This is a genomic window from Brevundimonas sp. AVps31 (assembly GCF_058681355.1).
The window spans coordinates 3,276,550-3,301,654 of record NZ_CM178736.1 but is presented as its reverse complement, the minus strand read 5'-3'; the positions used below and the strand labels follow the sequence as shown (position 1 = coordinate 3,301,654).

The window sequence follows — 25,105 nt, the reverse complement described above, 5'->3', positions numbered from 1 at the left end:
AGGTTTTCTACCATGCTGAACATCAAGAACCCTGAAGCGCACAGACTGGCCAAGGAGTTGGCGCGACGGCGGGGTGACAGCCTGACCGGGGTCGTCACCCATGCGCTGCGTGAGCAGTTGGCGCGGGAGCCGGCCGAACCGGCGAGGGCGACGTCTGATGAAGTGATGGCGCTGATCCGCGAGATGCGGGCGCATCTGCAACCTCTGGCGCCGGGCGAAGACCCGACCGCCTTTCTGTACGATCCAGAGACGGGTGTTCCCGGTTGATCGTCGATAGCTCGGCCCTGATCGCGATCATATTCGGTGAAGCCGAAGCGGCGGCTTTGTTGGATCGGCTGATGTCACGCTCGCCGCGGATGTCCGCCGCGACCTATTTCGAGAGCGCAATCGTAATCGACCGCAAGGCGAAAGATCACTTTCCGGTCGAAGCGTTCGACCGGCTTCTGGTCATGACGCGGATGGAGATCGTGCCGGTCACCCGCGCTCACGCCGATATCGCACGCGCCGCCTATCGCAAGTTCGGCAAGGGAAACCACCCGGCCTCGCTGAATTTCGGCGACTGCTTCGCCTATGCCTTGGCGCAAGAGACGGGCGAGCCGCTGCTGTTCAAGGGCGAGGATTTTACCCGCACCGATATTGTTCCTGCCGTCTGATCTTGCGGATTGTCGGGGCGAGCCCGACCTGTAGCGCTTCCCCGTATCGCAGGAGCCCCCCATGAAGACCCGTCGTCTTGGACCGAACGGTCCCGAAGTTTCGGCCATCGGCCTGGGCTGTATGGGGATGGCCGCCTTCTACGGGCAGACGTCGGATGAGGCGCAGGCGACGGCGGTGATCCACCGCGCGCTCGATCTGGGCCTCAACTTCTTCGACACGGCCGAGATGTACGGGCCGCACACCAACGAAATCCAGGTCGGCACGGCGCTGAAGGATCGGCGCGACAAGGCCTTCGTCGCGACCAAGTTCGGCATCGGCTACAATGCGGACCGGACCGCCCTGGCCGTCGACGGGTCGCCGGCCAATGTGCGCCGGGCGATCGAGGGCAGCCTGAAGCGGCTGGGGATGGACCATGTCGATCTCTACTACCTGCACCGCGTCGACCCCAACACGCCGATCGAGGAGACGGTGGGGGCGATGGGCGAGCTGGTGAAGGAGGGCAAGGTGCGCTTCCTGGGCCTGTCCGAAGCCGCGCCGGAGACGCTGCGCCGCGGTCATGCCGAACACCCGATCACGGCCCTGCAGACCGAGTATTCGCTGTGGAGCCGCGAGCCGGAGGAGGGGCTGCTGGCGACCTGCGAAGCGCTCGGCATCGGCTTTGTGCCCTACAGCCCGCTGGGCCGGGGCTTTCTGTCGGGCGAGATCACGTCGGTGGACGATCTGGCGCCGGACGACTTCCGCCGCACCAATCCGCGCTTCATGGGTGAGAATTTCCAGAAGAACCTGGATCTGGTCGAGGCCGTGAAGGGCATCGCCGCCGACAAGGGGGTGACGGCGGCGCAGCTGGCCCTGGCCTGGGTGCTGGCGCAAGGGCCGCATCTGGTCCCGATCCCCGGCACGCGGCGCATTCCGACGCTGGAGGACAATATCGCGGCGGCGGAGATCGTGCTGAAGGCGGAAGATCTGTCGCGCGTTGAGGCGATCTTCCCCAAGGGCGCGGCGTCCGGGCATCGCTACGCCGAAACGGCGCGGGCGGCGTTGAATCGCTGAGGCAGGCGGGACGCTGGATGGGGGCCGGGCCGGAGTGATCCGGCCCGGCCTTTTGCGACCTACTGGATGCGGGTCCAGGTCTGGGTCTTGCACAGGGGGGCGACGACGCAGCCGCGCAGGCGAAGCGTGTTGTCGCCCTGCATGGTGATGGTGCCGCGATAGGTGCGGCCGTCGGCGGGGTTGTAGACGCTGCCGTTGGTCCACTCCGTCGGGCCGCCGGTGAAGCCGCGCAGCATGGGCAGGTTGCGCAGGGTGCGGCTGCGCTGGGCGCGGTCCGAGTTGTGCTCGTCCTGCACGTTCGGATTGGCGCGGATGTGATCCGAGGTCACCAGCGTGCCGCACAGGGCCTGACCGCAGCGGGCGATACGGACCTGGCCGCCGTTGGTCGGGGTTTGCCACAGGCCGGTGGGGTCCGCCGCGAACGCGGGGGCGGCGAGGGCGGTGGCGGCCGTCAGGACGGCGGCGAGAAGGGCGGGACGCATAGGGTTACTCCGGTGAATCGTCAGCCGCCGATCAGGGCCAGCCATTGGTCTTCAGTCAAAATCACAACGCCGTGCTTTTGGGCGTCGGCCATCTTCGATCCCGCGCCGGGACCGGCGACGAGGTAGTCTGTCTTCTTCGAAACCGAGCCCGAGACCTTGGCCCCGAGGCTTTCGGCGCGGGCCTTGGCCTCATCGCGGGTGAAGCGCTCCAGGGCGCCGGTGAAGACCACGGTCTTGCCGGCGACGGCGGTGTCGATCTTCGGCCGTTCAGCGTCCTCGACCGTGTCGAGCTGTTCGATCAGGGCGTCGACGACCGCGCGGTTGTGCGGCTCGTGGAAGAACTGGGCCAGGGCCCGGGCGGCGACCGGACCGACGCCGGCGATGCCCGCGATCTCGCCCAGGGTCATCGACGGACCCTCGTCCCGCGCGACCCGCGCCAGCCGCACGATGGCGGGCCAGTCCGGGGCGATCAGGGCCAGGGCGCGGCGGGCGGGGGTCGCGACGCCGGGGAAGGCCAAGGCCAGCTTCTGGTCCAGCGGGGCCTCGGGCCAGGGATCGTCCGCCGGCGGCGCGGCTTCGGCCAGCACCGACAGGGTGCGCCCGGAGACGCCGTGGCCCTCGGCCAACTGCGTCCACCCGGCCGACGGAATGCCCGCGGCGGCCTCAAGACAGGCGGCGTGGAAGGCGCTCCACGAGCCGAAGTGGCGGGCCAGCAGGATGGAGGTCTGTTCGCCGATCTCGCGGATGCCGAGGGCGAAGATCAGGCGATCCAGCGCAATGGTCCGGCGGGCGTCGATGCCGGCGATCAGGTTGCGGACGCTGGTCTCGCCATAGCCGTCTTCGTTGCGGAGTTCGTCCAGCCGGCCCTCGTCGCGGGCGAGGCGGAAGATGTCGGCGGGCTCGTGCAGCCAGCCGCGCTCGTGGAAGGCGATCAACTGCTTTTCGCCGAGACCCTCGATGTCGAAGGCGCGGCGGCCGACGAAATGCTTGAGCCGCTCGACCAGCTGGGCGTCGCAGATCAGTCCGCCGGTGCAGCGGCGACGCACCTCATCGCCTTCGCGCACGGCCTCAGAGCCACAAACGGGGCAATGGGTCGGGAAGGCATAGGGAACGGCGTCGGCGGGGCGCTTGTCCAGCACCACGCTGACGATCTGGGGGATGACGTCGCCGGCGCGCTGCAGGATGACGGTGTCGCCGATGCGCACGTCCTTGCGGGCGATCTCGTCTTCATTGTGCAGGGTGGCGTTGCGGACCACGACGCCGCCGACAGTGACGGGGTGCAGGCGGGCGACAGGGGTCAGGGAGCCGGTGCGGCCGACCTGGATGTCGATGCCCTCAAGCACGGTCTGGGCCTGCTGGGCGGGGAATTTGTGGGCGATGGCCCAGCGCGGGGTGCGGGCGACGAAGCCGAGGCGTTGCTGCCAGTCCAGCCGGTCGACCTTGTAGACGACGCCGTCGATGTCATAGCCGAGGCCCGCCCGATCGGTCTGGAGCCCGTCGTAAAGGGCGATCAGGCCCGCTGCGTCCTCGACGCGGGCCGAGCGGCTGTTCACCTTGAAGCCCCAGCTTTCAAGCGCCTCGAGCGCATGGGCCTGGGTGTCGGCGAAGGCGGCGGAGACTTCGCCCCAGGCGTAGGCGAAGAAGCGCAAGGGCCGTTTCGCGGTGATCTCCGGGTCCTTCTGGCGCAGGGATCCGGCGGCGAAATTGCGGGGGTTGGCGTAGGTGCGTCGGCCCTCGGCCTCGGCCGCCGTATTGAAGGCGTCGAACTCGGCGTTGGGCGCATAGACCTCGCCCCGCACCTCGATGACCTCGGGCCAGCCCGAGCCGGACAGGGTTTGCGGGATGTCGGCGAGGGTGCGCAGGTTGGCGGTGACGTCCTCGCCGGTCCTGCCGTCGCCGCGCGTGGCGCCGCGCACCAGCTTGCCGTGCTCGTAGCGCAGGCTGGCGCTGAGGCCGTCGATCTTGGGCTCGGCGACGAAGGCGATGTGCTCGTCCGCCGGGAGCTTGAGGAAGCGGCGGATGCGGGCGTCGAAGTCGGTCACCTCCTCCGGCGAGAAGGCGTTGTCCAGCGACAGCATGGGCACGCCGTGGCGGACCTCGGCGAACTGGCTGGAGACCGGGCCGCCGACGACCTGGGACGGGGAGGCGGCGGTGGTCAGGTCGGGGAAGCGGTCCTCGATCTCCAGCGCGCGGCGCTTGAGGGCGTCGTAGTCGGCGTCCGAAATCTCGGGCGCGTCCTCGGCGTGATAGAGGGCGTCATGGCGCGCCAGTTCGGCGGTCAGGCGCGCCAGCTCGGCCTCGGCGGCGGCGAGGTCCAGCTGATCTACGGGGGTGTCGGTCATCGGGATTCGCTCGGCCATGGACAGGGTCTGCCCCGGTCGAGCGCCGCCCGCAACGGCAAGTTCCGCCGCCTAGTTCGTCGGCAGGGTCGAGCGATCGTAGTCGCGGCCCATGTCGAAGATGAAGACAGGGCCCAGCTCAAGCGTCTGGCTGGCGCCCGCCAGCTGAACCGTGGCACCCATGGCGCCCGCCGCCCAGTCGCGATCGGCGACGGCGTTGGCGAAATAGAGTTTCCATTCGCCGGTCGGGCGGACCGGAGCGCTGACGATGTCAGGGTAGGGTTCGGCATTGCCCTGAAGGCGGATGACGGCTGTCCCGGTTTCGGAGCCCGCGGGCGCGCGCTCGGTGCGCATCCAGACGGCCAGCAGAAGCACGTCGCCCGACTGGACCGGCCTGGTCGAGACGGAGCCCGCGCCGATATCCCAGGTGTTGCCGCCCGCGGCGGTGACATCGACCCGCAGGGCGCGGCCGCCCTGAACCGCGGAGGTGACGATCTCGTGCGTCTGGCCCGCGCCGTAGACGTTCCAGCCGCTGACGTGGACGATGTTGACGGCCTTGTCCAACATCGAGCCGCCCTGCTGCGCGGGGGCGGGCGCCGGAGCGGGGGCGTCCTGGGCGAGCGCCGGGGCGGCGGTCAGGGTGAAGCCGGCGGCGAGGGCCGCGAGGGTGCGTGTGATCATGGAAATCCTCCCGACAGCCCTTGCGCGGGCCGCTCTTGCCCGGACTGTTATCCGGCGACGTCCGCGGTTCAAGCCTACATGACGAGGCTGTAATCTGACGTGACCACACAGGCCTGCTAAGCGTGTCGATGAAAGAGGAGATTCCATGCTTCCGATCCGCCGTCTGGCCCTGACCTCCGTCGCCGCGAGCCTGCTGCTCGCCGCCTGCGCCACCCCCGGCGAGCCCTCGGCTCCGGTCGTCGCGGCGGCCCCGGCCTTCCAGGCGCAACTGCTGGAGGATGTACGCATCCTGGCCTCGGAGGAGATGGCGGGCCGCGACACCGGTTCGGCGGGTGGAGAGATGGCGCGCAACTATATCGTCGGTCGTCTGGAGGCGCTGGGCGTCGCGGCGCCCGCCATGGGCCGCCTGCAGCCGTGGGAAGCCACCGGTCGGACCCGCGCGGGCCCCAAGACCTATAACGGCGTCAACATCATCGGCGTGATCCGCGGCACGCGGGCGCCGGACAGATACATCGTCGTCACCGCCCACTACGATCACGTCGGCACCAATGACGGTCAGGTGTTCAACGGCGCGGACGACAACGCCTCGGGCGTGGCGACCATGCTGGCGCTGGCGGCGGACCTGAAGCGACAGGCCCCCGAGCACAGCGTCATCATCGTGGCGCTGGACGGCGAGGAGCGGGGCCTGCTGGGCGCCAAGCATTTCGTGGAGGCGCCGCCGGTGCCGCTGGCCTCCATCACCATGAACCTGAATTTCGACATGACCGCGCGCGCCGAAACCGACGGCAAGCTGTGGGTCACCGGCACCTACCAGAATCCGTCTTTCCGCCCGATCCTGGAAGCCATTCCGGCGGACGGCGCGGTCGCCCTGGCCTTCGGCAAGGACACGCCGCAGGACACGGGCGAGGACAATTGGGTCGAGGCTTCCGACCACGGGGCCTTCTTCCGGGCGCAGGTGCCGTTCCTGTACCTGGGCGTGAACTACCACCCCGACTATCACCGCCCGTCGGATGATTTCGAGCGGATCACGCCGTCGGTATTCACCAGCGCCACCAGCCTGTCGCTGGCGTCGTTCCGGGCGCTCGACCGCGCGCTGGACCGGTAAGCGATGCGTCCCCTCCTGATCGCTCTCGCCCTGACGGGCCTGACGCTGTCCGCCTGTGACGGCGGACGTGAACCGGCGGCGCCGGCGGGGCCGGCCTTTGTCAGCACCGCCTCGGGCGACCTGTCCGGCTACTATCTGCCGATAGACGAAGCCCGGGTCGGCAAGTGGGCGTTCGACCATGTCTTCGTCGGGCAGGCGGCGGAGTTCGCCAGCTGGCAGACGGGTCAACGCAGCGCGACGTTCGCTCCGGTCATGCTGCAGTTCGAAGACACCACCAGCCCGACGGTCCAGACCGAGATCGGCGAGGCGCGCAGCGTCACCGCCCGGGTCCTGCCGACCCGCTATTCCGTCAATGACGCCGAGATCACTTTCGAGGGGCGTTCGCCGGAGTTGGGCGTCGTGATGTTCTCGGGGCGCGTCGATCAGGGGGCGCTGGCGACCGCGCGGCGCAATCTGGGCGACGAGGGTACGGTGGTGACCGGGTCGCTCAAGGTCGGCGACGCCCCGGCGCAGGCGGTGCGCCTGCGCTGGTGGATGGGCGACTGATCTAGTCCCGCCCGTCGATCTGCAGCTTCAGTCCCATGGCCTCGGCCAGGGCCTTGCCCCGGCGGCGGGTCTGTTCGCCCAGCAGGACATCGGCATAGCCTTCGGCGGCGGCCAGCAGCAGGACTCCGTCCTTCACCGTGGCGCGGGCGTTGACCAGCAGCTGGGGCGAGCGGCCGGACAGGTCGCAGGCCAGCCGGATCGCCAGACCGACCGCGCGGGCGCCCTGCCGTTGTTCCTCGGTGAGCAGGTGCGTGACCGTGTCCGGCTCCGGCGTCGCCAGCGGGCCGCCGTAGCGGGCGTTGACGGCGCAGGCCAGCCAGGCCCGCTCGGCATGGGTCTGGGCCGGCACCGGCGCGCGCAGCACCTGATCGAAGGCCAGCTCAACCCGGTGGTTCGGGTGGAGGCGGGCGCCGAGATCCGCCAGACGACAGGCGGCGTCGGCCAGCACAGCATCGCGCGCCTCGTTGAAGGACGGCTTCAGTCCCGCCAGCACCGGCGCGATCCACCCGCGCAAGGCGGCGGGCAGGGTGGGGGAAATGCCCTGACGCGCGCCCAGGGCCGAGGAGCCCGCCAGCAGGGGATCATCGGCGGCGGTGTCGGCGTCCAGCGCCTCATAGAGCAGGCCCTCGCGCACGCCCCAGGCCGAGACCACGATGGACTTCAGGCCCAGTTTGTCGATCAGGGCCTCCAGCACCATGGCGGCGTGGGGCAGGGTTTCGGCTCGCTTCTTCGACAGGCCGGGCCATTTCTCCAGCGAGGCCTTCGACTGGCGGGCTATCAGGCGGGCGGTCTCGCGCGCCTCGGCCGCGCTCAGGCGGTACTGGTGCACGATGTGCAGCGGATAGCCGCTGACGTCCATGTGCACCTGCGCCAGCGTCCGCCAGGCGCCGCCCACGGCATAGAGGGTGTCGGCGCCGAAGTCGGCGGCGGGCTTCAGCCGGCGGGCGATGGTGGCGCGGCGCCAGTCGGGGTCGGTCCCCTTGGGATCGGTCAGGGCGAAGGGGCCGAGCGGCAGGGTGATCCCGCGCTCCAGCTTGCCGCCGCCCAGCCGGACGAGCTCAAGGCTGGAGCCGCCGAGGTCGGCGGCCACGCCATCCGCGTCAGGAATGCCGGCCAGGACGCCGAGGGCCGCGTAGCGGGCCTCTTCCTCGCCGGACAGGACGCGGATCTTGAGACCGGTCTCGGCGGCGACGGTGTCGCAGAAGGCCTGACCGTCGGTCGCCTCGCGCACGGCGGCGGTGGCGGCGACGAAGACATGCGCGGGCTTCACGCCGTCGATGACGGCGGCGAAGCGCTTCAGGGCGGTCAGGGCCTGGGCGGCGCCCTCGACCGACAGCTTGCCGGTCTCGGACAGGTCGCGGCCGAGGCCGGCCAGCACCTTCTCGTTGAAGACGGTCCAGATGGCGCGGCCTTCCAGCCGATAGAGGACCAGACGGACCGAGTTGGAGCCGATATCGATGGCGGCGACGTCACGGGGTGCGTCGGCCGCCTGAGGCAGGATTTCGGGCATCAACGCTTCTTCCGCTCGGGGCGGACATAGCTGAGGTGGCCGGGCAGGGTTTTCACCTTGCGACCGCGACCCGACAGGCTGGGGTTGGTCATGAAGTATTTGTGGGCCGAGAAGGGCCGCTCCGGATCGAGGGGGGCGACGCGGGTATAGGCCCCTTCGGAGGTCAACACCCAGCTCTGGGCGTCATCTTTCAGATTGGCGACCATGATCTGGTCCAGCACCTGATCATGAACGGTGGCGTTCAGGACCGGCGTCATCAGCTCGACCCGGCGATCCAGGTTGCGCGGCATCCAGTCGGCGGAGGAGATGAACAGCTTCGCCTTGTCATTGGGCAGGTCGCGGCCGTTGGCGAAGGCCACGATGCGGCTGTGCTCGAGGAAGCGGCCGACGATCGACTTGACGCGGATGTTCTCGCTCAGGCCCTCGACGCCCGGACGCAGGCAGCAGACGCCGCGGATGACCAGTTCGATGCGCACGCCCCACTGGCTGGCGCGGTACAGGGCGTCGATGATCTCGGGATCGACCAGGGCGTTCATCTTGGCCCAGATGGCCGCGGGCTTGCCCATGGCGGCGGCCGACATCTCCTTGGAGATCAGGTCGATCAGCGTCTTCTTCATGTTGAGCGGCGAGACGACCAGCGCTTCCAGCTCGTCGGGCGGGGCATAGCCGGTGATGTAGTTGAACACCCGCGAGGCGTCGCGGGCGAGGATCGGATCGCAGCTGAACAGGCTGAGGTCGGTGTAAACCTTGGCCGTCACCGGGTGATAGTTGCCGGTGCCGAAGTGGCAGTAGGTCTTCAGGCCGTCGCCTTCGCGGCGGACGACGACGCTGAGCTTGGCGTGGGTCTTCCACTCGACGAAGCCGAAGACGACGTGGACGCCGGCGCGCTCCATGGCGCGGGCCCATTTCAGATTGGCCTCCTCGTCGAAGCGCGCCTTGATCTCGACCAGGGCGGTGACGTTCTTGCCGTTCTCGGCCGCCTCGATCAGGGCGGCGACGATGGGGCTGTCCTTGGAGGTCCGGTACAGGGTCTGCTTGATCGCCAGCACGTTCGGATCGCGGGCGGCCTGACGCAGGAACTGCACCACCACGTCGAAGCTCTCGAACGGGTGGTGGATCAGCATGTCCTTCTCGCGCACGGCCGCGAAGATGTCGCCGCCGTTGTCGCGGACCCGTTCGGGGTAGCGGGGTTCATAGCCCTTGAACTTCAGGTCCGGATGGCCGGTCGGGATCAGCTCGGAGAGCTGGGCCAGACCCAGCATGCCGTCCACCAGCACGATGTCCTGCGGGGCGGCGTCCAGCTGGTCGGTGATGAAGATGCGCAGATCCTCGGGCATCGACGCCTCGATCTTGATGCGCACGACGGAGCCGAGGCGGCGCTGTTTCAGCGCTTCCTCGAACTCCATGACCAGGTCTTCGGCTTCTTCCTCGATCTCGATGTCGCTGTCGCGGATCAGGCGGAAGACGCCGCGCTCCAGCACCTCGCAGCCGGGGAAGAGGTGGTCGATGAAGAGCATCAGCAGGCTCTCCAGCGTCACATAGCGCTTGCGGCCCGGGGTGGAGCGCCCGTCGGTGGCCAGAGGCCAGAACCGCTTCACCTGCGTCGGCACCGGCACCAGCGCATAGAGGGTGCGGCGGTCCGAACGGCGCTTCAGCTTCAGCGCCAGGGAGAAGCCGAGGTTGGGCAGGAAGGGGAAGGGGTGGGCCGGGTCGATCGCCATCGGCGTCAGCACGGCGAAAAGCTGGTTGAGGAACTCCGGCTCCAGCCGGTCGCGCTCGGTCTTGGTGATCTTCGCCGCGTCGACGACGTCGATGCCGGCGACCGCCAGTTCGCGGCGCAGCTTGCGCCAGCGGCGCTGCTGTTCGGTCATCAGGCTGCCGGCGGCGACATTGACCTGCTCCAGCGCCTCGGCGGGGGTCAGGCCGTCCGGCGAGACGACGCGGACCCGTTCCCGCACCTGACCCTTCAGGCCCGCCACGCGGGTCATGAAGAACTCATCGAGGTTGTTGGCGGAGATCGACAGGAAGCGCAGCCGCTCCAGCAGCGGATGGCCCGGATTGGCGGCCTCTTCCAGCACCCGGCCGTTGAAGGCCAGCCACGAGGTCTCGCGGTTGAAGAAGCGGGTCGGCGAGGCCAGCAGCTCTTCGGACAACTGAAGCTGCGGCGCGCGGGAGGAGGGCACCTCCTCGCCGGTCGTGGTGTCGCTGATCGCCGTATCGGTCATGGACCGGTTCTGACGCGGTGCGGGGTTCGCTGCAACCTTGCTGAGATGACACTCGGTGGAGAGCGGAGCGGCGAGTGGTTAGTGGCGAGTGGCGAGTGGCTGGCCGGCAGTCTGCGCCGGCGCGGTCGGAGCCGCCCTTCCGCCAGGGATGGAAGAGCGACCTTGGCCACTAGCCACTTGCCACGCGCCGGCGCCGACCGCTCGAGAGCGGTCGGCGCCAAGAGTTCCGGAGCCTACCAGCGCCAGGCGTCGTAGATCACGTCGATGATGTACCCGTCATACTCGTCGATCAGGTAGATCTGGTTGTCGACCAGCACCCAGCGCGTGCCCTCGGGCGGATAGCCCAGGCCATAGGTGCGCCAGTCGTTCAGCTGGAAGCGCCAGAAGATCGACGGCAGGTAGTCGCCGACATACCAGCGCTGGTTCCAGTACGAGCGCGGCACGCTGTAGTAGCCGTGGCCGGGCGCGAAATAGAAGCCGATGCGGACGCCGCGATAGTCCCGCCAGCGACGGTCGCTCTGCCACCAGTTCCGGCCGTGGTTGCGGTTCCAGTCCCGGCGCCATTGATCGCCGTTAAAGCGACGACGGAAGTCCTCGTGGGTGCGGTCGCGATCCCGGTTCTGGTTCCAGCCGCCGTTCGGACGGCCGCGATCCCGATCCCGGTCGCCGTTCCAGCCGCCATTGGGGCGGTCGGGACGGTTGGGCTGGCCGGGACGGTCAGGCCGGTTGGGGCCGTCAGGCCGATCCGGACGACCCGGTTGGCCGGGACGATCAGGACGGTCAGGTCTGCCGGGTTGTCCCGGACGGTCCGGACGATTGGGGCCGTCGGGGCGGTCAGGCCGTCCCGGCTGTCCAGGACGGTCGGGGCGATCGGGCCGCGGCTGTTGCGGACGGTCCGGACGATCGGGGCGATCCGGGCGGTCCGGACGCGGCTGCTGGGGCCTGTCGGGACGATCCGGGCGGTCCGGACGATCCGGACGATCCGGGCGCGGCTGTTGCGGCCGGTCGGGTTGTTGCGGACGGTCAGGACGCGGCTCGGGTCGCGGCTCAGGGCGTTCCGGGCGCGGCTCGGGACGATCAGGACGTTGCGGGCGGGATTCAGGCGCGGGACGTTCCGGGCGGGACTCGGGCCGCGACTCCGCATCGGGAGCGCGGCGTTCGTCATCGCCGTTCTGCCGGGCGGCGCCGCGACGACCGGGGCCGTCCTGGGCCGCGGCGACAACCGGGGCGACCAGCGGCGCCATCAGGGCCGTGATGGCCACGGCGACCATAAGTGAGCGTTTCATTCTCGTTGTTTCTCCGCACGCCCCTGTCAGGCGGCTTGATCCCACGGTTGCGCTTCCAGCGTGAACGGCGACTGAACGAACGACGTCGTCACATTAAGCTTCCGTCATGAAAAACGCCCCGTGGACGGATCCACGGGGCGTCGGTCTTCAACCGGGCGCGAGGCCTAGAAGATGTCGTACAGCACGCTGGCGATCAGGCCGCTGGCGACGGCGATCAGGACGATGTCGTTGCCGGCGTGAACATAGCGGTAGCCGCGCGGGGCCGGACGCAGGTTGTAGACGTACGGGTCGCGGACATAGTAGCCGCGATAGGCCGACGGCAGGTAGCCGCCGCGCTGCCAGCGATAGCCGTTGTAGCGCGGATCCACCCGGTAGTAGCCATAGCTCGGCGCATACCAGTAGCCGCTGCGGGCGCCGCGATAGTCGCGGAAGTCGTCGCGGCCGCGCCACCAGTCGCGGTTGCTGCGATCCCAGCGGCGATCCTGACGGTAGTCGCGTCGATCATCGCGGCGCTCGGCCCGATAGTCGCGACGGTCGTCCTGGCGGTCGCGGCGATAGTCCTGACGGCTGTCATAATCGCCCTGGCGCCAGTCGCGGCGGTCGTCGCGACGTTCCCGGCGGAAGTCCTGACGGTCGTCGCGTCGGTCCTGACGATAGTCGCGCCGGTCGTCGCGGCGCTCCTGGCGATCGCCACGGTTCTGGGCCTGGGCGGCCAGGGGCGCGGCCGTCGTCGCCAGCGCCAGGCCGATCACGGCGGCCTTGGTGAAACGGTTCATCCTCATTCTCCATGCCGGACCTCAGCGGGGGGCTGGTCCGTTAAACATGACGCGACGTTCGGACCCGGCGCATGAACTGCCGCTGAACATTCGTGTCAGGTTCGCCGTTGCGCGTGCGAGGGTGGGCGCCCACCTCAACCGCAACCGTTGCAGGAGCCGCCATGACCGTCCGCCCGATCGAACTCTGGTACTGGCCCACGCCGAACGGATGGAAGGTCTCCATCGCGCTGGAGGAGATGGGGCTGCCCTACGAACTGAAGCCGGTGAATATCGGCACGGGCGAACAGTTCGAGCCGGCCTTCCAGAGGATCAGCCCCAATGGACGGATGCCGGCCATCGTAGACCCGGACGGTCCTGATGGTCTGCCGCTGTCGATCTTCGAGTCCGGTGCGATCCTGCAGTATCTCGGCGCCAAGTCGGGCAAATTCTATCCGCATGACCTGCGCGGCAAGGCCGAGGTCGACCAGTGGCTGTTCTGGCAGGTCGGCGGACTGGGGCCAATGGCGGGTCAGACCCATCATTTCCGCCAGTACGCGCCCGCGATCATCCGGGATCAGCGCCAGATCGCCTACGGCGTGCGGCGCTACACAGACGAGACGCACCGGCTCTATGGCGTGATGGACCGGCGGCTGGCCGACCGCGCCTATCTCGCGGGGGACTATTCCATCGCCGACATGGCGGCCTGGCCCTGGATCCTGCCGGAACTGCAGGGGCAGAACATCGACGAGTTTCCGAACCTGAAGGCCTGGCTGGCGCGGGTGGGCGAACGGCCCGCGGTGCAGAAGGGGCGGGCGCTGGGCGACGAACTGCGCAGGAATCTGGCGGCGTCGGGCAAGGCGGCCGAGGATGCACGCAAGGTGCTGTTCGGACAGCGCGGCCGCTAACCCTTCGTAAGGATGCGAGTCACGTCTCGTTAGGGCCTCTGAATCAGAGATTATCGAGAGATTTCAGAGGTCTTTACGGGCGGCAGAAAGTTCGGCGGATTTGCCTGAAAAGGCCGCCGAAGCCGGCGCTGTTAACTCTGTGTTCAAACCGCGGGTATTTCACTCGGGTCAGAGGGCGAGGCCAGAACGGCGTCGGGCCCAGGAGACACGGTTATGAACGCGCAAGAACGGGCGCCGGAAATGATGGTCGAGGCTGCGGCTCTGCCGATGCCGACCGCGGACATGAACGGGGATGACCTGTTCCGTCTGGGCATGATGTATTCCACGGGCCAGAACGGCTGCCCCGTGGACCGCGTCTCGGCCCACATGATCTTCAACCTCGCCGCCATGAAGGGCTCGATCGAAGCGCGGGTCTATCGCCGCGAGATGAGCCAGGAGATGGAGCGGGAAGAGATCAGCGAAGCCCAGAAGGCGGCGCGACGGTACATCGATGCGGGCGTGGTGAGGCTGGCCGCCTGAGTATGCTACGCCTGACCACCGGGATCACCAGTGGTTAGTGGGTAGTGATTAGTGGATGCGTGGTCAGTTGCCGGCGCGTCTGCTCAATGACGCGGAGAGCGCCACCAGCATGCGGCTTATATCTGAAGAGGCCAGCAGCAACATTCGGGCATCCTCCGCGGGCACGTAAGAAAGTCGCTCGGCCAAAAGAACCTGTGTTTCCGCCTCGGCCAGAGAGCCGCGCGCCATGCCGATGAACTGGATAAACTCTCCCGTGCTTCGTCGTGCTGCGCCTTCCGCGATGTTTGAAGCTACCGAAACAGCAGCGCGTCGAACCTGACTGATCAGGCCAAAGCGCTCATCCCGAGGCCAGTGCGCAGTCGCTTCGTAAATCGCCTCGGTCCAGTTCATGGACTGCCGCCAAACTTCCAAGTCTCGATAGCTGGCGATGCGTTGGGTCATGAGCTCGAAGGCGGCGGCTACCATCCACTAGTCACTAACCACTAATCACTTCGGCGCACAACTTCTAGGAGCATTTGCTCCTCAGATGTCGAGCCCTAGAAGCTCTGGTATTGCCCGCCGAGCGCGTAGGTGAACCCGACCGGGAGGGCGTTGCGGAACTGGGTGACGAAGTTGGCGACCTCACCCAGGGTTGAGCGCGGGACGTAGAGGATGTCGCCACGGCGCAGGGCGATGACCTCGCCGCGACGGGGGCGGAGGTCGGCGGCGCGCATCATGCGGACGCCGCCCCGACCCCGACGGATCAGCGCCACCTCGCCCTGTCGGGCGGTCGGCAGGAAGTCTCCGGCCTGGATGATGGCCTGATAGGCGTCCAGATCACCATTCATCTCGATCATGCCCGGCGTGCGGACCTCGCCGCCGACCCAGACGCGGATCGGGCCTGCCGTCTTCAACGTCACCTCGACCATCGGACGCCGCAGCTGGCTGGCGTAGGCGGTGGAGGCGTCAGCCTCGAGCTCCGCGATGGTGCGGTCCGCGGCCATCAGCTGGCCCACCAGCGGCAGGGAGACGCGTCCGTCCGGGCCGATGCGCTGGGTGCGGGTCAGTTCGGTCGCGGTCGGGGTGGCGATCTCGATCTCGTCCCCCGGATAGAGGACGTATTCCGGTTCATCGTCCGACCAGTCGGCGAAGCCGATCTCCCGGAAGGACGTGCGCCCCGCGGCCTCGACCCGACCGCCGGCGGCGCCGGAGCGGGCGGGGAGGGGCATTCGCGACGATTCGCCGACGCCTGCGCCGCCACAGGCCGACAGGGCGCCCGCGCTGCCGATAAGGCCCAGCAGAAGCAGGCGACGGTCGATGGACATGGCGGAATCGCTCCCGAAAGCGGCGTTGAGGCCAAGGTGAGGGCTTATGGGTAACCCATGGTTAACGCGGGTGGGCGAAGGCTGGGCCCTACAGTCCCGTTTGATGGAATCACCCCGTTCGCATGCGTACGACGGCCTACACGACAGTCCGGCCGCGCTACGGCTTCGCTGACATTGTCGGCCTGCTGTTCCGCGAACTGCTGTTGATGATCGTGATCTTCCTGGCCGTGTTCGCACTCGGCACGCTGGCGGTGCTGACCCTGAAGAAGAGCTACACCGCCACGTCCAGCGTCTACGCCGGGGCCGGGCAGGAGTATGTGTACCAGCCGCGCGTGGGCGTGACGGATCGGACGGCGCAGCCGCTGGAGGCCTCGGCCGTGGCGCAGGCGGAAGCGCAGATTCTGGGCAGCCTGGAGGTCAAGCGCCGTACGGTGGAGGCGCTGGGCGCGGATGTGATCCTGGGACCCAAGGCCAGGGGGACGGCGACGGAACGCGAGCTGGCGGCGCTGAAGGCGCTGGACGGCGGACTGGGCGTCGGCACGACCCCGGCCAGCGCCATCATCTCGGTCTCCTATGAGGCCGGCGACCCGGAGCGCGCCGCGCGGGTGCTGAACGCGGTGGTCGAACAGTATCTGATCCAGCGTCGCAACGTGTTCCGCGACCGCGCCAGCCCGGCCTTCACCGCCCAGCGCGAGGCCTTCGAGACAGAACTGGGCGACGCCGACACCGCCTATGAGGCCTTCCTGCGCTCGAACGACATCGGCGACTTCGCCACGGCCAAGGCCACGCTGGCGGCGACCTACCAGACGACTTTCGCCGAGACGCTGTCGGTGCGGGCGCAACTGAACCAGGCCTCGCAACGCCTGCGGACGCTGGAGGCCCAACTGGCGCGGCAGCCCGCCGAGGTGGTGCTGCAGCAGGACCTGAATGTCTCGGCGCAGGACCAGATCCTGACGCTGCGCACAGAGCGGGAGAACCTGCTTGCCCGCTACACCGAAGACGCCCAGCCGGTGCGCGACATCGACCAGCGCATCGCCCAGCTTCAGGCCTATGTGGCCACCGGGACGACGGTGGGGGCCCGCGAGGTCCGCACCGGTCCCAGCACCATCTTCACCGAGATCGAAACCACCCGCATCAACGCCGCCGCCGACCGCGACGCCCTGGCGGCGCGCCTGTCGGTGCTGGAAGGGCAACTGAACACCTTGCGCGCGCGGCAGTCCCACCTGACCCAGCTGGAATCGACCAACTCCACGTTGGCGGGCAACCGCGAGGTCCTGACCGCCAAGGTGCGGGAGTTCCAGCAGCGCGAGACCGAGGCCCGCGCCGACAGCGCCCTGGTGGCCGCCGGCGCCGACAATGTCACCGTCATCGCCCGGGCCGAGGCGCCCACCAAGGGCAAGAGCCTGAAGGCGCCGCTGCTGGCGGTGGTCTTCCTGTTCGCCGGCTTCACTGCCCTGTGCATCGGCCTGCTGCGGGTCTTCACCCGGCGCGGTTTCGTCACGCCCGCCTCGACGGGCCGGACGCTGGACATGCCGGTTCTGGCGGTCGCGCCAGTGAAGGGGCGGTAGCCGTTCAATGGTGGATCTGACCTCCGAAATGGCGGCCCTGTGGGCGGCGCTGGGACCGGCGCCGGGCCATCGGGGACGCGTGATCCAGATCGCCGCCGCCAATTCCGGCGAGGGCGTGTCCACGGTCGCGCGGGAGTACGCCCGTCTGGCCGCCGTTCGCGCTCGCCGCCCGGTCTGGCTGGTCGACGCCGATCTGGCCCAGCAGGGGCAGGTTGAGGCCATGGCCGCCGAGCCCGACCGTTTCGGTCGCCCCGGCAAGGCGGCGATGGCGACGCCCGACGGCTCCATCTTCTTCGCTGTCACGCCGCGCCTCACGGATCGCGAGGGCAGGCCCGTGCATCCGGCGCGGCTGGTCACGGCGCGGCCGTTCCTCGGCGGACGACTGTGGGGCACCCGGTTCGCGGGCGAGCATCTGCGTTCGGGACAGAGGGCCGAGGTTCTGGGCGACGCCCGCTACTGGGACGTCCTGCGCCGCCATGCCGACACGGTGGTGATCGACTCGCCCGCCGGGGACCGCAGCGACGCGGCGATCACCCTGGCGCCCTTCGTCGATGCGACGGTGCTGGTGGTGTCGGCGGGCAGCACGGCGGCAGGCGATCCGCTGATCCTGCGCGACGAGATCGAGGCCGTCGGCGGCAAGATCGCCGGGGTGGTGGTCAATCGCTCAACCTACAACCCGCCGGCCTTCCTGCGCCGTTTGACGGGTTAGGCGGCGCGCTTCAGCCGCTCGATTTCGGCGGCGCCGTAGAAGCGGGGTTCGAACCCCTTCATCCAGAACAGCTTGCCGATCCCGCGTGCGGTGCGGTCGTACATGTCCGCGCGCTTCGGGCTGCCGGTCAGGGTCAGGATCGCGGCGACCGCGCCCCAGACGACGGTCTGTCCCGCGCCGATGACCATCCAGCGGAGAACGGCGGGCCAGTTGCGCGCGGCGGCGGCGGTCTGGCTGGGCCCCTGGCCATAGGCAAAGGCGCGGGTGAGGGCGTAGGCGAGGGTGGCGCGATGGGCGGGCGCGAACTCCTCGACCCGGGCGTCGGCGGCCCAGCCGAAGCGGCCGCCGCGCGACCGTAGGGCCGCGAACAGCATGTCGTCCTCGCCGCCGGTGTGGTCCGCCGAGGCGCTGAAAGGCGTCACACCGGGCAGGGCGGTCGCCCGGACCAGGAGGGAGTTGCCGCAACCCCACGGATCGTCGACCAGCCCGGTCTTCGCCGGACCCTCGCGGCCGAAGAACCGCTCCAGATACGGCTTCAGCCAGGCTTCCGCCTCGGGCGCGCGGCCGCTGATGGGGCCGAAGACGGCGTCGGCGCCCGTCTGGACCCGCGCGGCGAGCAGGGCGGAGAGCCAGCCCGGCGCGGCGGCCTCGTCGTCATCGAGGAAGGCGATCAGAGGCGCGTCGGTGGCGGCCAGTCCGGCGTTGCGGGCGCGCGCCACGCCGGGCGTGGGCTCGGCCACATAGACCAGGGGCCAGGGGCAGCCGGCGCGCAGGGCGTCAACCGTTGAGGCGGCGGAGCCGGTCGGATCGTTGTCCACCACCACGATGGCGGAGACCCGGTCGGAGACGCCCGTCTGGGCGAACAGCGAGCGCAGCGCGCGCGTCAGGCTGTCAGGGCGACGCAGGGTCGGGACGATGATCGCGACGTCGCCCATCAGACGGCGTCCGCATACAGGGCGGCGCGGTACAGGCGCAGGGAGAAGGCGCGGGCGGCGACCGGCAGGGCCTCGGTCCCGGCGACCCGACGCATCAGGCCGCGCAGGGCCGGCAGGGCCGGCAGTCGCTTCAGCAATCTGGCCGCCTTGTAGCTGGGATAGGCGGCGACGATCTCCGGATGGCGTTCGGCCATGCGGGCGAAGTTCGGGGCCGACTGCTCATATTTGCGGGCCAGGGCGTCAACGGTGTCCAGGCCCATATGGGTGGCCGCGTTGTCGAGGTGGACGACCCGGAAGCGGCGCGACACGCGCATGGCCCACTCCACGTCCTCCCAACCCCAGCCGGTGAAGCCGCTGTCGAACGCCTCGGCCTCGAACACGTCGCGGCGGACCAGCAGGTTGGAGGTGTAGACGTATTTCTCGGGCTGTTTCGCCCGCTCCGTATACGGCACGCATTCGGACTTCGCGGCCATGGCGCGGTGAACCTGATATTTCGCGTCGGTCGGGGCCTGCAGCAGGGAGAAGCCGCCGAAGGCCACGGCGGGGTCTTCCTTGGCCACCAGTTCGGCCCAGTCGCGCAGGAAGCGGCGATGGTCGGGGCGCATGTCGCTGTCGAGAAACAGCAGGCTGCCGCCGCGCGCGGCGGAGGCCAGACGGTTTCGGCCGATGGCCCGGCCCTCGTTGGCGGGCAGGGTGATGAGGCGGACCGGCAGGGCCATGGCGCCGACCTGCGCCGACAGCCGGGCGGTCAGGCCGGCGTCGGCGGTGCCGTCGTCCAGCACGATGATCTCGACCGCCCCGTCCACCGAGGCGGCTTCCTCGTCCAGCCGCTGAAGCAGGTCGGAGGGGTCGTCCCGCAGGAAGGGGACGAGCACCGAGAGGGCGGGCCGCGCGCCCTTCCAGGCGGGGTTGTCGGTCAGTTTCGCCTTCATGCGGCGGCCTTTCCGGCGCGGCGGCGCGCGATCAGGCGTCGGGCGACGTCCCGGACCCCGGCGGCATTGATGGTCAGGGCGACGGCGGCGTAGACGATGACGCCCACCCCGGCGGCGAGGATCAACTCCACGATCCCGCCCAGAGGGGGCACCAGGGAGACGGCGACCGCCATGACGGCGGTGGCGACGCCGCAGCGCACCAGCGCCTCCCACGGCACCGGCAGAGGCAGCACGCGGCGGCCCAGCGCCATCGTGGCCAGCAGGCCCAGAGCGAAGCTGGCGGCGGTCGCCCAGGCGGCGCCCATCACGCCGAAGCGGGGCACCAGGATCAGGTTCAGGATGACGTTGGCGCCGGCCGGAATGGCCATGGCGGCCAGCAGGTTCTTCGTCTTGCGGCCCAGGGTGAAGGCTTGGCCGAAATAGTAGGCGGTGAGGCCGTACAGCAGGGCCGACAGGGCGATCCACGGCGTGATGGAGGCGGCGGCGTCGCGCAGGTTTTCGCCGATCAACACCTCGGACAAGGGCGCCGCGACCAAGGCCACGCCGGCGGCGGCGGGCAGGCCGATCAGCAGGAAGGTGGACAGTTGCTCACGCGCGGCGACCTTGAGCCGCTCCGCGCCGCCACGTTCCAGCGCCATGACCAGCGCGGGCTGGCCCGCCGAGCCCAGCCACAGGAACAGGACATCAAGAGTGCGGTTCGCGATCGAATAGCCCGCGTGATAGGCGCCGACGGCGGCTTCATCCATGAAGGCCGCCAGCAGGAAGCGGTCGGTGGACGACAGCACCACCGTCAGGGCCAGCGACATGGCGATGGGGTAGCCGTAGAGCGCATAGCTCTTCATCCGCGCGGCCTCGAACCGGCCCTCGCGCGCCTGTCTCAGCTCGCCGGGCAGGACGAAGGGCAGGGCGGCCAGGGGCGCGAGACCGAGGCCGAGCAGGGGCGCGGCGCCGCCGGCGCCGGCCAGGGCGAAGCCGACGCCGATGGCCAGGCCGCCGATGGCGACGGCCATGTCCAGCCCCGCCGCCTTGCCCACCTCTCCGGCGGCGCGGAACCGCTCCTGCCCCAGCTTGAACAGGCACCGGGCGGGCGCGCCCGCGAAGCCGACGGCGAGGGCGATACGGAACAGGGAGTCGGTCGGCCAGAGCCAGACGGCGATCCCGGCCACGATCAGGAAGCCGAGGCTGAGCGCGAAGGCGGTGCGGTACAGGCTGGCGAAATGGCCTTTCAGCGAAACGCCGCTCTCGGCCGCCCAGAAGCGGGCCATCGAGGCCTCAAGCCAGCTGAACACCGCGACATGGGCCAGGGTCATGACCGAGAAGGCCAGGGCGTAGCGGCCGAAATCCTCGGGGCTGAGCAGGCGGGTGAAGATGATGATGGCCAGAAACCCGACCACGCCCTGCACGATATTGGCGGGGAGATAGCCCCAGACGCCCTTCCAGAACATCTAGCGGCTCACCGGATCGCCGCGCGGTCGCCCAGCAGGACGGGCACGGTGACGGCCATGATCCACAGATCCATCCACAGGCTCTGGCGCTCGACATAGTCGATGTCCAGCTGGACCCGGCGACGCACGTCCTGCGCGGTGTGCAGAGGGCCGCGCGAGCCGTTGACGGCCGCCCAGCCGGTCATGCCGGGCTTGATCCGGTGGCGATGGGCGTATTCGGCGACCAGACGAGCGCTTTCAACGTGGCCGGTCTTCATGCCGATGGCGTGCGGGCGGGGGCCGACGAGAGACATCTCGCCCCTGATGACATTCACGAGTTGCGGCAGTTCGTCGAGGCTGGTCTTGCGGATAAACCTGCCGATGCGGGTGACGCGGTCATCGCCGTGGACGACCTGGCGGCTGGCGGTGGCGTCGGCCGTCTCCTGACGCATCGAGCGGAATTTCCACACCACGATCTCTTCCTGATTGAAGCCGTGGCGGCGCTGGCGGAAGAAGATCGGGCCGGGACTGTCCAGACGGATGGCGACGGCGATCACGGCCATGACGGGGGCGAGGCCGATCAGGGCGATCAGGCCGAAGATCAGGTCCTGCATCCGCTTGTTGAAGGCGCGACGGTCGGGATCGATCGCACCCTGGATGTCGGCCAGCGGGGCGGCGGCCAACCGGTCCAGCGCCGAGGTCATCTCGCGCGCGCCGTTGGGCTCGACCAGCAGGGTCACCTCGTTGGGCAGGGCGCCGAGGCGGGCGGTCAGTTCGCGCACCCGCTGTTCGGCGCGCGGGTCGATCGCCAGCACCACGCGGTCGACATAGGGCGTCATCTTGTGGGTCAGCAGGTCGTCGGCGGCGCCCAGCACGGGCACGCCTTCGATGGCGCGCGGGCTGCGGGCCAGACGGTCGTCGAAGATGCCAAGAACGTTCAGGTCGCGGCGCTTCAATGCTTCCCGGATCAGCGCCTCGGCATGACGGGTGGCGCCCACCAGCACGATGTTGGGCGTCAGGGCACCCGTCGCCCGCCAGCGGGCGACCGCCAGGCTGAACAAGGCATGCAGGCCCGTCAGGCTGACGGCGGTCAGGACAGACCAGGCAAGCCAGCCGGACCATTCCGCCTCTGCGCCCGGGCGCAGAAGGGCTCCGGCGGTCACGACGACACCGGCGCCGATGCCGCAAACCCCGGCCACCGACAGCAGGTGGAGTCCGGTCTGCTGACTGCGCGAGAAGCGGTAGCGGCCCAGGGAGCGCAACAGGCCCAGCACCGTCACGGCGCCGAGGACGAAGGGCAGGATGCGGGATATCTCGGTGTGAATCAGCGCGCCGGGCGAGGCGGCGCGGGCGCACAGCAGGGTCAGGCCGATCACGGCCAGCACGTCGAAGGCCCGGAAGTAGTGGGCGGCGAGGCGTGAGGCGTGACGCTGGCGCGCGTTCAGCCAGACTTCCGGCCGAAAGGGGCCACGCCTGACCGCGCCGCCTTCATCGACGGGGGCGGTCACATCCGGGCGCGCCGCAGACGTCCGAGCCGCCGTTGCGCGCGACGACGGGGCGGTCTGGCTGGAAAGGCGGCTGGCGGCGTCGGTCATCAGGCCCGGAAGAAGTGTTCGGGCGCATCCTGCACAACCGGACTGACCGTCCAGTTAACGCTCGGACGAGATCACCCGTTGCGCCGCCCGAAATGCTCGGCTAAGCACGCCGCCTGCCGGAGACGTGGCCGAGTGGCTGAAGGCAACGGTTTGCTAAATCGTCGTACCCTGTAAGGGGTACCGAGGGTTCGAATCCCTCCGTCTCCGCCAGAACCTTCCCTGAAATCCGCCCCGATCCTCACCCGCTCGCCCGGGCGGGACGGTCGCGCGCGGTCGGCGGCCCGAAACGGAGACGCTTGGTCAGGCCGGCGCCGAGGTCTTCGTCCCGGATCCGACGTGTGTCGAGCCGGACGCAGGGGTAGGGCGGGATGGCGTGCGGCCTGTTCGGAGCTTCAGTCGTCGGGACGTTCGCGGCGTCGACGCGCGTGGTCGGCGGCGTCGAGCAGGCGAATGCCGGAAATGTCGGCTTCATCGGCCGTCATGTGGAGCGCCGCGGCGGGCGGGTTCTCGATGATCACCGTGCCTGGTTCGGCATGCGGATTGAGTGGACCCTGGCGGGCCGGATCGGAGGGGGCGTCAGTCATGGTGGCGAAAGCCGCCGCGTGTCCCTGCGGTTCCACCTTCAGCCCGGTTTCGGGACTTCCCGCATGAGCCACTGACGAAAGGCGTCCATGGCCGGGCTGTCCGGGCGGGAGTGCAGTCGTGTGAGCCAGTAGCCGCCGAGGCCGACCTCGATGTCGAACGGCCGGACCAGACGTTCCGCGGCGAGGTCGCGGGAAAACATCGCGGCGGGCGCCAGGGCGACCCCGAGCCCGGATGCGGCCGCTGCGGTCATCAGCACGGAACTGTCGAACACCGGGCCGCGCAGGGGCGGGCAGGGCGCTTTCGCCGCCTCGAACCAGCGGGGCCATTCGTCGGCGCGATAGGACCGCAGCAAGGTCTCGCCCGCCAGGGACGCGGGCCCGGTGAGACGGGCGGCGAGCGAGGGGGCGCAGAGCGGCGTCAGGGGGGCGGCCATGATCGGCTCCGCATGGGCGCCGTGCCAGGCGCCGTCGCCGTAGCGAATGGCGAAGTCCAGACCCTCGCCCGCCAGATCGACACGGTTGTTGTTGGTCATGAGCCGCAGGTCGATGTGCGGATGGGCGCGGGAAAAGGCGTCCATGCGGGGCAGCAACCAGCCCCCGGCGAAGGCGCTGACGACGCCGACGGTCAGCACTTCCTGCAGTCGGCCGCCCGCATAGCGGTCCAGCGTCGCGCCCACCCGGTCAAACGCGTCCGCCAGCACCGGCACCAGCGCCTGTCCTTCATCGGTCAGGGCCAGTCCGCGCGGGAGGCGGCGGAACAGGGTGACGCCCAGACGACGCTCGAGCTGGGCGACCTGATGGCTGACCGCGCCCTGGCTGACGCAGAGCTCGATGGCGGCGCGGGTGAAGTTCAGGTGCCGGGCGGCGGCCTCGAAGGCGCGCAGGGCATTGAGGGGAAGCTGGGCGCGATCCATCCTGCAGCCATGAGGCCAGCTCATGCTTCTGTCCAGATATCATGCTTTGTGCGGACGGCGTCGGCTCCGCATTCTCGTCGGGGTCAACCGTGCAGGAGAGTGTGATGAAACGAGTTTCGAGCCTTGTGACCGTGTGCCTTCTGGCCTTCGCCACAGGCTGCGCCCGCGCAGAAGAGCCGCGGCCGCCTCAGGCGGCGCAATCCCGACCCGCACCGGAGAATGACCCGCTGCTGCAGCCCATCGCACCGGAGTATGCGCGTCGCTGGCTGGGGGTTGAAGCCCCGATCAAGCTGCACGGCAATACCTGGCTTGTGGGCTTCTCGGGCCTGGACGTGGCTCTGATCTCGACGTCAGACGGGCTGGTCCTGATCGACGGCGCCCTGCCCCAGGCGGTCGCGGCCATCGAGGACAATATCCGACGGCTCGGCTTCCGGATCGAGGACGTGAAATACATCCTGAGCACCGAGCCCCACTATGATCACGCCGGCGGTCTGGCCGCCCTGGCGCGGGACTCGGGCGCGACGGTGATCGCCAGTCCGGCGGCGGCGGCGGTCCTGCGCCGCGGCCGCAGCGGGGCGGATGATCCGCAAGCCTCCTCGCTCGCCGCCTTTCCGCCGGTGGAGCGGGTGCGAGCCTTGCAGGACGGCCAAGTCCTGCGGCTCGGCGATGTGGAGATCACCGCCCGCGCCACCCCCGGTCACACGCCCGGCAGCATGAGCTGGAGCTGGCGCTCCTGCGAGGCGGCGGACTGCAGGACTGTCGTCTTCGGCTCCAGCCTGAACCCGATCACGTCGGGCAGCTATCGCTATTCGGACCCGGCCAACCGGGCGTTGCTGGACGGCTTCCGCCGGACCTTCGTCAGCCTGAGGGCCATGCCCTGCGACATCCTGCTGAGCGCACACATGGAGCAATCGGGCGGTGATGTGCGATTGGCCCGCCTTCGGCAGGGCGTGGAGCCGAACCCCTTCATCGACCCGACCGCCTGTCGCGCCTATGCCGACAAGCACGAGGCCCTGCTGGACCGGCGACTGGAGCGCGAGCGCAACGGCGCCGATTGATCGGGGTGTTTGAGGGCGCGCCGCG

The 25,105-nt window shown here is 69.3% G+C and carries 25 protein-coding genes and 1 tRNA gene; 11 read left to right on the top strand and 15 right to left on the bottom strand.

The window, feature by feature from the left end; genetic code table 11:
- Positions 1 to 12 precede the first annotated feature (12 nt).
- From ACW174_RS16190 to ACW174_RS16180, 3 genes are all read left to right on the top strand, one after another.
- Entirely contained in the window at positions 13 to 267 is a 255-nt protein-coding gene (locus ACW174_RS16190; RefSeq protein ID WP_492015387.1) for a type II toxin-antitoxin system VapB family antitoxin, read from the top strand.
- The gene (locus ACW174_RS16185) at positions 264 to 653 is read left to right on the top strand and encodes a type II toxin-antitoxin system VapC family toxin (protein WP_492015386.1); all 390 of its coding nucleotides are present in this window, start codon (positions 264 to 266) and stop codon (positions 651 to 653) included. The genes ACW174_RS16190 and ACW174_RS16185 overlap by 4 nt, the downstream gene beginning before the upstream one ends.
- A gap of 61 nt (positions 654 to 714) precedes the next feature.
- Positions 715 to 1,704 carry an aldo/keto reductase gene (locus tag ACW174_RS16180; RefSeq protein WP_492015385.1) on the top strand — a complete coding sequence of 330 codons (990 nt, stop codon included), beginning with the start codon at positions 715 to 717 and terminating at the stop codon, positions 1,702 to 1,704.
- Positions 1,705 to 1,763: 59 nt separating this feature from the next.
- Here ACW174_RS16180 and ACW174_RS16175 read toward each other — a convergent pair whose 3' ends face one another.
- From ACW174_RS16175 to ACW174_RS16165, 3 genes are all read right to left on the bottom strand, one after another.
- A complete protein-coding gene (locus ACW174_RS16175; protein ID WP_492015384.1) occupies positions 1,764 to 2,186 on the bottom strand; it encodes a DUF2147 domain-containing protein in 423 nt (140 codons plus the stop codon).
- 20 nt (positions 2,187 to 2,206) lie between these two features.
- Positions 2,207 to 4,528 (bottom strand): NAD-dependent DNA ligase LigA, encoded by a 2,322-nt coding sequence (gene ligA, locus ACW174_RS16170; RefSeq protein WP_492017304.1) that lies wholly within the window; start codon positions 4,526 to 4,528, stop codon positions 2,207 to 2,209.
- A 69-nt stretch (positions 4,529 to 4,597) separates the two neighbouring features.
- Positions 4,598 to 5,206, bottom strand: coding sequence for a hypothetical protein (locus ACW174_RS16165; protein WP_492015383.1), 609 nt, complete (start codon positions 5,204 to 5,206; stop codon positions 4,598 to 4,600).
- A 145-nt stretch (positions 5,207 to 5,351) separates the two neighbouring features.
- On the opposite strand from ACW174_RS16165, the gene ACW174_RS16160 reads away from it, so the two are divergent.
- Positions 5,352 to 6,311: a M28 family peptidase gene (locus ACW174_RS16160; RefSeq protein ID WP_492015382.1), complete on the top strand. Its 960-nt coding sequence runs from the start codon at positions 5,352 to 5,354 to the stop codon at positions 6,309 to 6,311.
- A 3-nt stretch (positions 6,312 to 6,314) separates the two neighbouring features.
- Positions 6,315 to 6,857, top strand: a complete 543-nt coding sequence (locus tag ACW174_RS16155; RefSeq protein ID WP_492015381.1) for a hypothetical protein — start codon at positions 6,315 to 6,317, stop codon at positions 6,855 to 6,857.
- Between the two features lies 1 nt (position 6,858).
- Here ACW174_RS16155 and ACW174_RS16150 read toward each other — a convergent pair whose 3' ends face one another.
- From ACW174_RS16150 to ACW174_RS16135, 4 genes are all read right to left on the bottom strand, one after another.
- Positions 6,859 to 8,367, bottom strand: coding sequence for a Ppx/GppA phosphatase family protein (locus ACW174_RS16150; RefSeq protein ID WP_492015380.1), 1,509 nt, complete (start codon positions 8,365 to 8,367; stop codon positions 6,859 to 6,861).
- Positions 8,367 to 10,592 carry an RNA degradosome polyphosphate kinase gene (locus tag ACW174_RS16145; protein WP_492015379.1) on the bottom strand — a complete coding sequence of 742 codons (2,226 nt, stop codon included), beginning with the start codon at positions 10,590 to 10,592 and terminating at the stop codon, positions 8,367 to 8,369. Before ACW174_RS16145 ends, ACW174_RS16150 begins: the two co-directional genes overlap by 1 nt.
- Positions 10,593 to 10,825: 233 nt before the next feature.
- Positions 10,826 to 11,878 (bottom strand): RcnB family protein, encoded by a 1,053-nt coding sequence (locus ACW174_RS16140; RefSeq protein ID WP_492015378.1) that lies wholly within the window; start codon positions 11,876 to 11,878, stop codon positions 10,826 to 10,828.
- A 164-nt stretch (positions 11,879 to 12,042) separates the two neighbouring features.
- The gene (locus ACW174_RS16135) at positions 12,043 to 12,654 is read right to left on the bottom strand and encodes an RcnB family protein (protein ID WP_492015377.1); all 612 of its coding nucleotides are present in this window, start codon (positions 12,652 to 12,654) and stop codon (positions 12,043 to 12,045) included.
- A 161-nt stretch (positions 12,655 to 12,815) separates the two neighbouring features.
- Between ACW174_RS16135 and ACW174_RS16130 the strand changes: the two genes are divergently transcribed.
- Together ACW174_RS16130 and ACW174_RS16125 are read left to right on the top strand one after the other, a co-directional pair.
- The gene (locus tag ACW174_RS16130) at positions 12,816 to 13,538 is read left to right on the top strand and encodes a glutathione S-transferase family protein (RefSeq protein ID WP_492015376.1); all 723 of its coding nucleotides are present in this window, start codon (positions 12,816 to 12,818) and stop codon (positions 13,536 to 13,538) included.
- A gap of 213 nt (positions 13,539 to 13,751) precedes the next feature.
- Entirely contained in the window at positions 13,752 to 14,057 is a 306-nt protein-coding gene (locus tag ACW174_RS16125; RefSeq protein ID WP_492015375.1) for a sel1 repeat family protein, read from the top strand.
- A 63-nt stretch (positions 14,058 to 14,120) separates the two neighbouring features.
- Here the strand turns inward: ACW174_RS16125 and ACW174_RS16120 are convergent, their stop codons facing one another.
- Together ACW174_RS16120 and ACW174_RS16115 are read right to left on the bottom strand one after the other, a co-directional pair.
- Complete coding sequence (locus ACW174_RS16120) at positions 14,121 to 14,522, bottom strand: four helix bundle protein (RefSeq protein WP_492015374.1); 402 nt, start codon at positions 14,520 to 14,522, stop codon at positions 14,121 to 14,123.
- Positions 14,523 to 14,593: 71 nt separating this feature from the next.
- Complete coding sequence (locus ACW174_RS16115; RefSeq protein WP_492015373.1) at positions 14,594 to 15,361, bottom strand: polysaccharide biosynthesis/export family protein; 768 nt, start codon at positions 15,359 to 15,361, stop codon at positions 14,594 to 14,596.
- Positions 15,362 to 15,483: 122 nt separating this feature from the next.
- Between ACW174_RS16115 and ACW174_RS16110 the strand changes: the two genes are divergently transcribed.
- Together ACW174_RS16110 and ACW174_RS16105 are read left to right on the top strand one after the other, a co-directional pair.
- Entirely contained in the window at positions 15,484 to 16,929 is a 1,446-nt protein-coding gene (locus ACW174_RS16110) for a GumC family protein (RefSeq protein WP_492015372.1), read from the top strand.
- A gap of 7 nt (positions 16,930 to 16,936) precedes the next feature.
- Positions 16,937 to 17,638 (top strand): P-loop NTPase family protein, encoded by a 702-nt coding sequence (locus ACW174_RS16105; protein WP_492015371.1) that lies wholly within the window; start codon positions 16,937 to 16,939, stop codon positions 17,636 to 17,638.
- On the opposite strand, the gene ACW174_RS16100 is transcribed toward ACW174_RS16105, so the two are convergent.
- From ACW174_RS16100 to ACW174_RS16085, 4 genes are read right to left on the bottom strand one after another with little or no spacing between them, the layout of a single operon-like run.
- The gene (locus tag ACW174_RS16100) at positions 17,635 to 18,573 is read right to left on the bottom strand and encodes a glycosyltransferase family 2 protein (RefSeq protein ID WP_492015370.1); all 939 of its coding nucleotides are present in this window, start codon (positions 18,571 to 18,573) and stop codon (positions 17,635 to 17,637) included. The two genes, ACW174_RS16105 and ACW174_RS16100, sit on opposite strands and share 4 nt — an antisense overlap.
- The gene (locus ACW174_RS16095; RefSeq protein WP_492015369.1) at positions 18,573 to 19,505 is read right to left on the bottom strand and encodes a glycosyltransferase family 2 protein; all 933 of its coding nucleotides are present in this window, start codon (positions 19,503 to 19,505) and stop codon (positions 18,573 to 18,575) included. The genes ACW174_RS16100 and ACW174_RS16095 overlap by 1 nt, the downstream gene beginning before the upstream one ends.
- On the bottom strand, positions 19,502 to 20,950 hold the full coding sequence (locus ACW174_RS16090; protein ID WP_492015368.1) for an oligosaccharide flippase family protein: 1,449 nt from the start codon (positions 20,948 to 20,950) through the stop codon (positions 19,502 to 19,504). Before ACW174_RS16090 ends, ACW174_RS16095 begins: the two co-directional genes overlap by 4 nt.
- 8 nt (positions 20,951 to 20,958) lie before the next feature.
- The gene (locus ACW174_RS16085) at positions 20,959 to 22,524 is read right to left on the bottom strand and encodes an exopolysaccharide biosynthesis polyprenyl glycosylphosphotransferase (RefSeq protein WP_492015367.1); all 1,566 of its coding nucleotides are present in this window, start codon (positions 22,522 to 22,524) and stop codon (positions 20,959 to 20,961) included.
- Between the two features lie 118 nt (positions 22,525 to 22,642).
- Here ACW174_RS16085 and ACW174_RS16080 point away from each other — a divergent pair.
- Positions 22,643 to 22,734 (top strand) — tRNA-Ser (locus tag ACW174_RS16080).
- A 182-nt stretch (positions 22,735 to 22,916) separates the two neighbouring features.
- On the opposite strand, the gene ACW174_RS16075 is transcribed toward ACW174_RS16080, so the two are convergent.
- Positions 22,917 to 23,108 carry a hypothetical protein gene (locus ACW174_RS16075; protein WP_492015366.1) on the bottom strand — a complete coding sequence of 64 codons (192 nt, stop codon included), beginning with the start codon at positions 23,106 to 23,108 and terminating at the stop codon, positions 22,917 to 22,919.
- 38 nt (positions 23,109 to 23,146) lie between these two features.
- Entirely contained in the window at positions 23,147 to 24,046 is a 900-nt protein-coding gene (locus ACW174_RS16070; RefSeq protein ID WP_492015365.1) for a LysR family transcriptional regulator, read from the bottom strand.
- A gap of 80 nt (positions 24,047 to 24,126) precedes the next feature.
- On the opposite strand from ACW174_RS16070, the gene bla reads away from it, so the two are divergent.
- Positions 24,127 to 25,080 (top strand): subclass B3 metallo-beta-lactamase, encoded by a 954-nt coding sequence (gene bla, locus ACW174_RS16065; protein WP_492015364.1) that lies wholly within the window; start codon positions 24,127 to 24,129, stop codon positions 25,078 to 25,080.
- Positions 25,081 to 25,105: the final 25 nt, after the last annotated feature.

Bases quoted from the DNA above. Each gene is read 5' to 3' on its own strand.
- ACW174_RS16155 (WP_492015381.1), top strand. From the start codon at position 6,315: ATGCGTCCCCTCCTGATCGCTCTCGCCCTGACGGGCCTGACGCTGTCC.
- ACW174_RS16175 (WP_492015384.1), bottom strand. From the start codon at position 2,186: ATGCGTCCCGCCCTTCTCGCCGCCGTCCTGACGGCCGCCACCGCCCTC.
- ACW174_RS16090 (WP_492015368.1), bottom strand. From the start codon at position 20,950: ATGTTCTGGAAGGGCGTCTGGGGCTATCTCCCCGCCAATATCGTGCAG.
- ACW174_RS16165 (WP_492015383.1), bottom strand. From the start codon at position 5,206: ATGATCACACGCACCCTCGCGGCCCTCGCCGCCGGCTTCACCCTGACC.
- ACW174_RS16145 (WP_492015379.1), bottom strand. From the start codon at position 10,592: ATGACCGATACGGCGATCAGCGACACCACGACCGGCGAGGAGGTGCCC.
- ACW174_RS16140 (WP_492015378.1), bottom strand. From the start codon at position 11,878: ATGAAACGCTCACTTATGGTCGCCGTGGCCATCACGGCCCTGATGGCG.
- ACW174_RS16105 (WP_492015371.1), top strand. From the start codon at position 16,937: ATGGTGGATCTGACCTCCGAAATGGCGGCCCTGTGGGCGGCGCTGGGA.
- ACW174_RS16100 (WP_492015370.1), bottom strand. From the start codon at position 18,573: ATGGGCGACGTCGCGATCATCGTCCCGACCCTGCGTCGCCCTGACAGC.
- ligA (WP_492017304.1), bottom strand. From the start codon at position 4,528: ATGACCGACACCCCCGTAGATCAGCTGGACCTCGCCGCCGCCGAGGCC.
- ACW174_RS16085 (WP_492015367.1), bottom strand. From the start codon at position 22,524: ATGACCGACGCCGCCAGCCGCCTTTCCAGCCAGACCGCCCCGTCGTCG.
- ACW174_RS16160 (WP_492015382.1), top strand. From the start codon at position 5,352: ATGCTTCCGATCCGCCGTCTGGCCCTGACCTCCGTCGCCGCGAGCCTG.
- ACW174_RS16180 (WP_492015385.1), top strand. From the start codon at position 715: ATGAAGACCCGTCGTCTTGGACCGAACGGTCCCGAAGTTTCGGCCATC.
- ACW174_RS16115 (WP_492015373.1), bottom strand. From the start codon at position 15,361: ATGTCCATCGACCGTCGCCTGCTTCTGCTGGGCCTTATCGGCAGCGCG.
- ACW174_RS16190 (WP_492015387.1), top strand. From the start codon at position 13: ATGCTGAACATCAAGAACCCTGAAGCGCACAGACTGGCCAAGGAGTTG.
- ACW174_RS16075 (WP_492015366.1), bottom strand. From the start codon at position 23,108: ATGACTGACGCCCCCTCCGATCCGGCCCGCCAGGGTCCACTCAATCCG.
- bla (WP_492015364.1), top strand. From the start codon at position 24,127: ATGAAACGAGTTTCGAGCCTTGTGACCGTGTGCCTTCTGGCCTTCGCC.
- ACW174_RS16095 (WP_492015369.1), bottom strand. From the start codon at position 19,505: ATGAAGGCGAAACTGACCGACAACCCCGCCTGGAAGGGCGCGCGGCCC.
- ACW174_RS16070 (WP_492015365.1), bottom strand. From the start codon at position 24,046: ATGAGCTGGCCTCATGGCTGCAGGATGGATCGCGCCCAGCTTCCCCTC.
- ACW174_RS16125 (WP_492015375.1), top strand. From the start codon at position 13,752: ATGAACGCGCAAGAACGGGCGCCGGAAATGATGGTCGAGGCTGCGGCT.
- ACW174_RS16150 (WP_492015380.1), bottom strand. From the start codon at position 8,367: ATGCCCGAAATCCTGCCTCAGGCGGCCGACGCACCCCGTGACGTCGCC.
- ACW174_RS16110 (WP_492015372.1), top strand. From the start codon at position 15,484: ATGCGTACGACGGCCTACACGACAGTCCGGCCGCGCTACGGCTTCGCT.
- ACW174_RS16130 (WP_492015376.1), top strand. From the start codon at position 12,816: ATGACCGTCCGCCCGATCGAACTCTGGTACTGGCCCACGCCGAACGGA.
- ACW174_RS16120 (WP_492015374.1), bottom strand. From the start codon at position 14,522: ATGGTAGCCGCCGCCTTCGAGCTCATGACCCAACGCATCGCCAGCTAT.
- ACW174_RS16135 (WP_492015377.1), bottom strand. From the start codon at position 12,654: ATGAACCGTTTCACCAAGGCCGCCGTGATCGGCCTGGCGCTGGCGACG.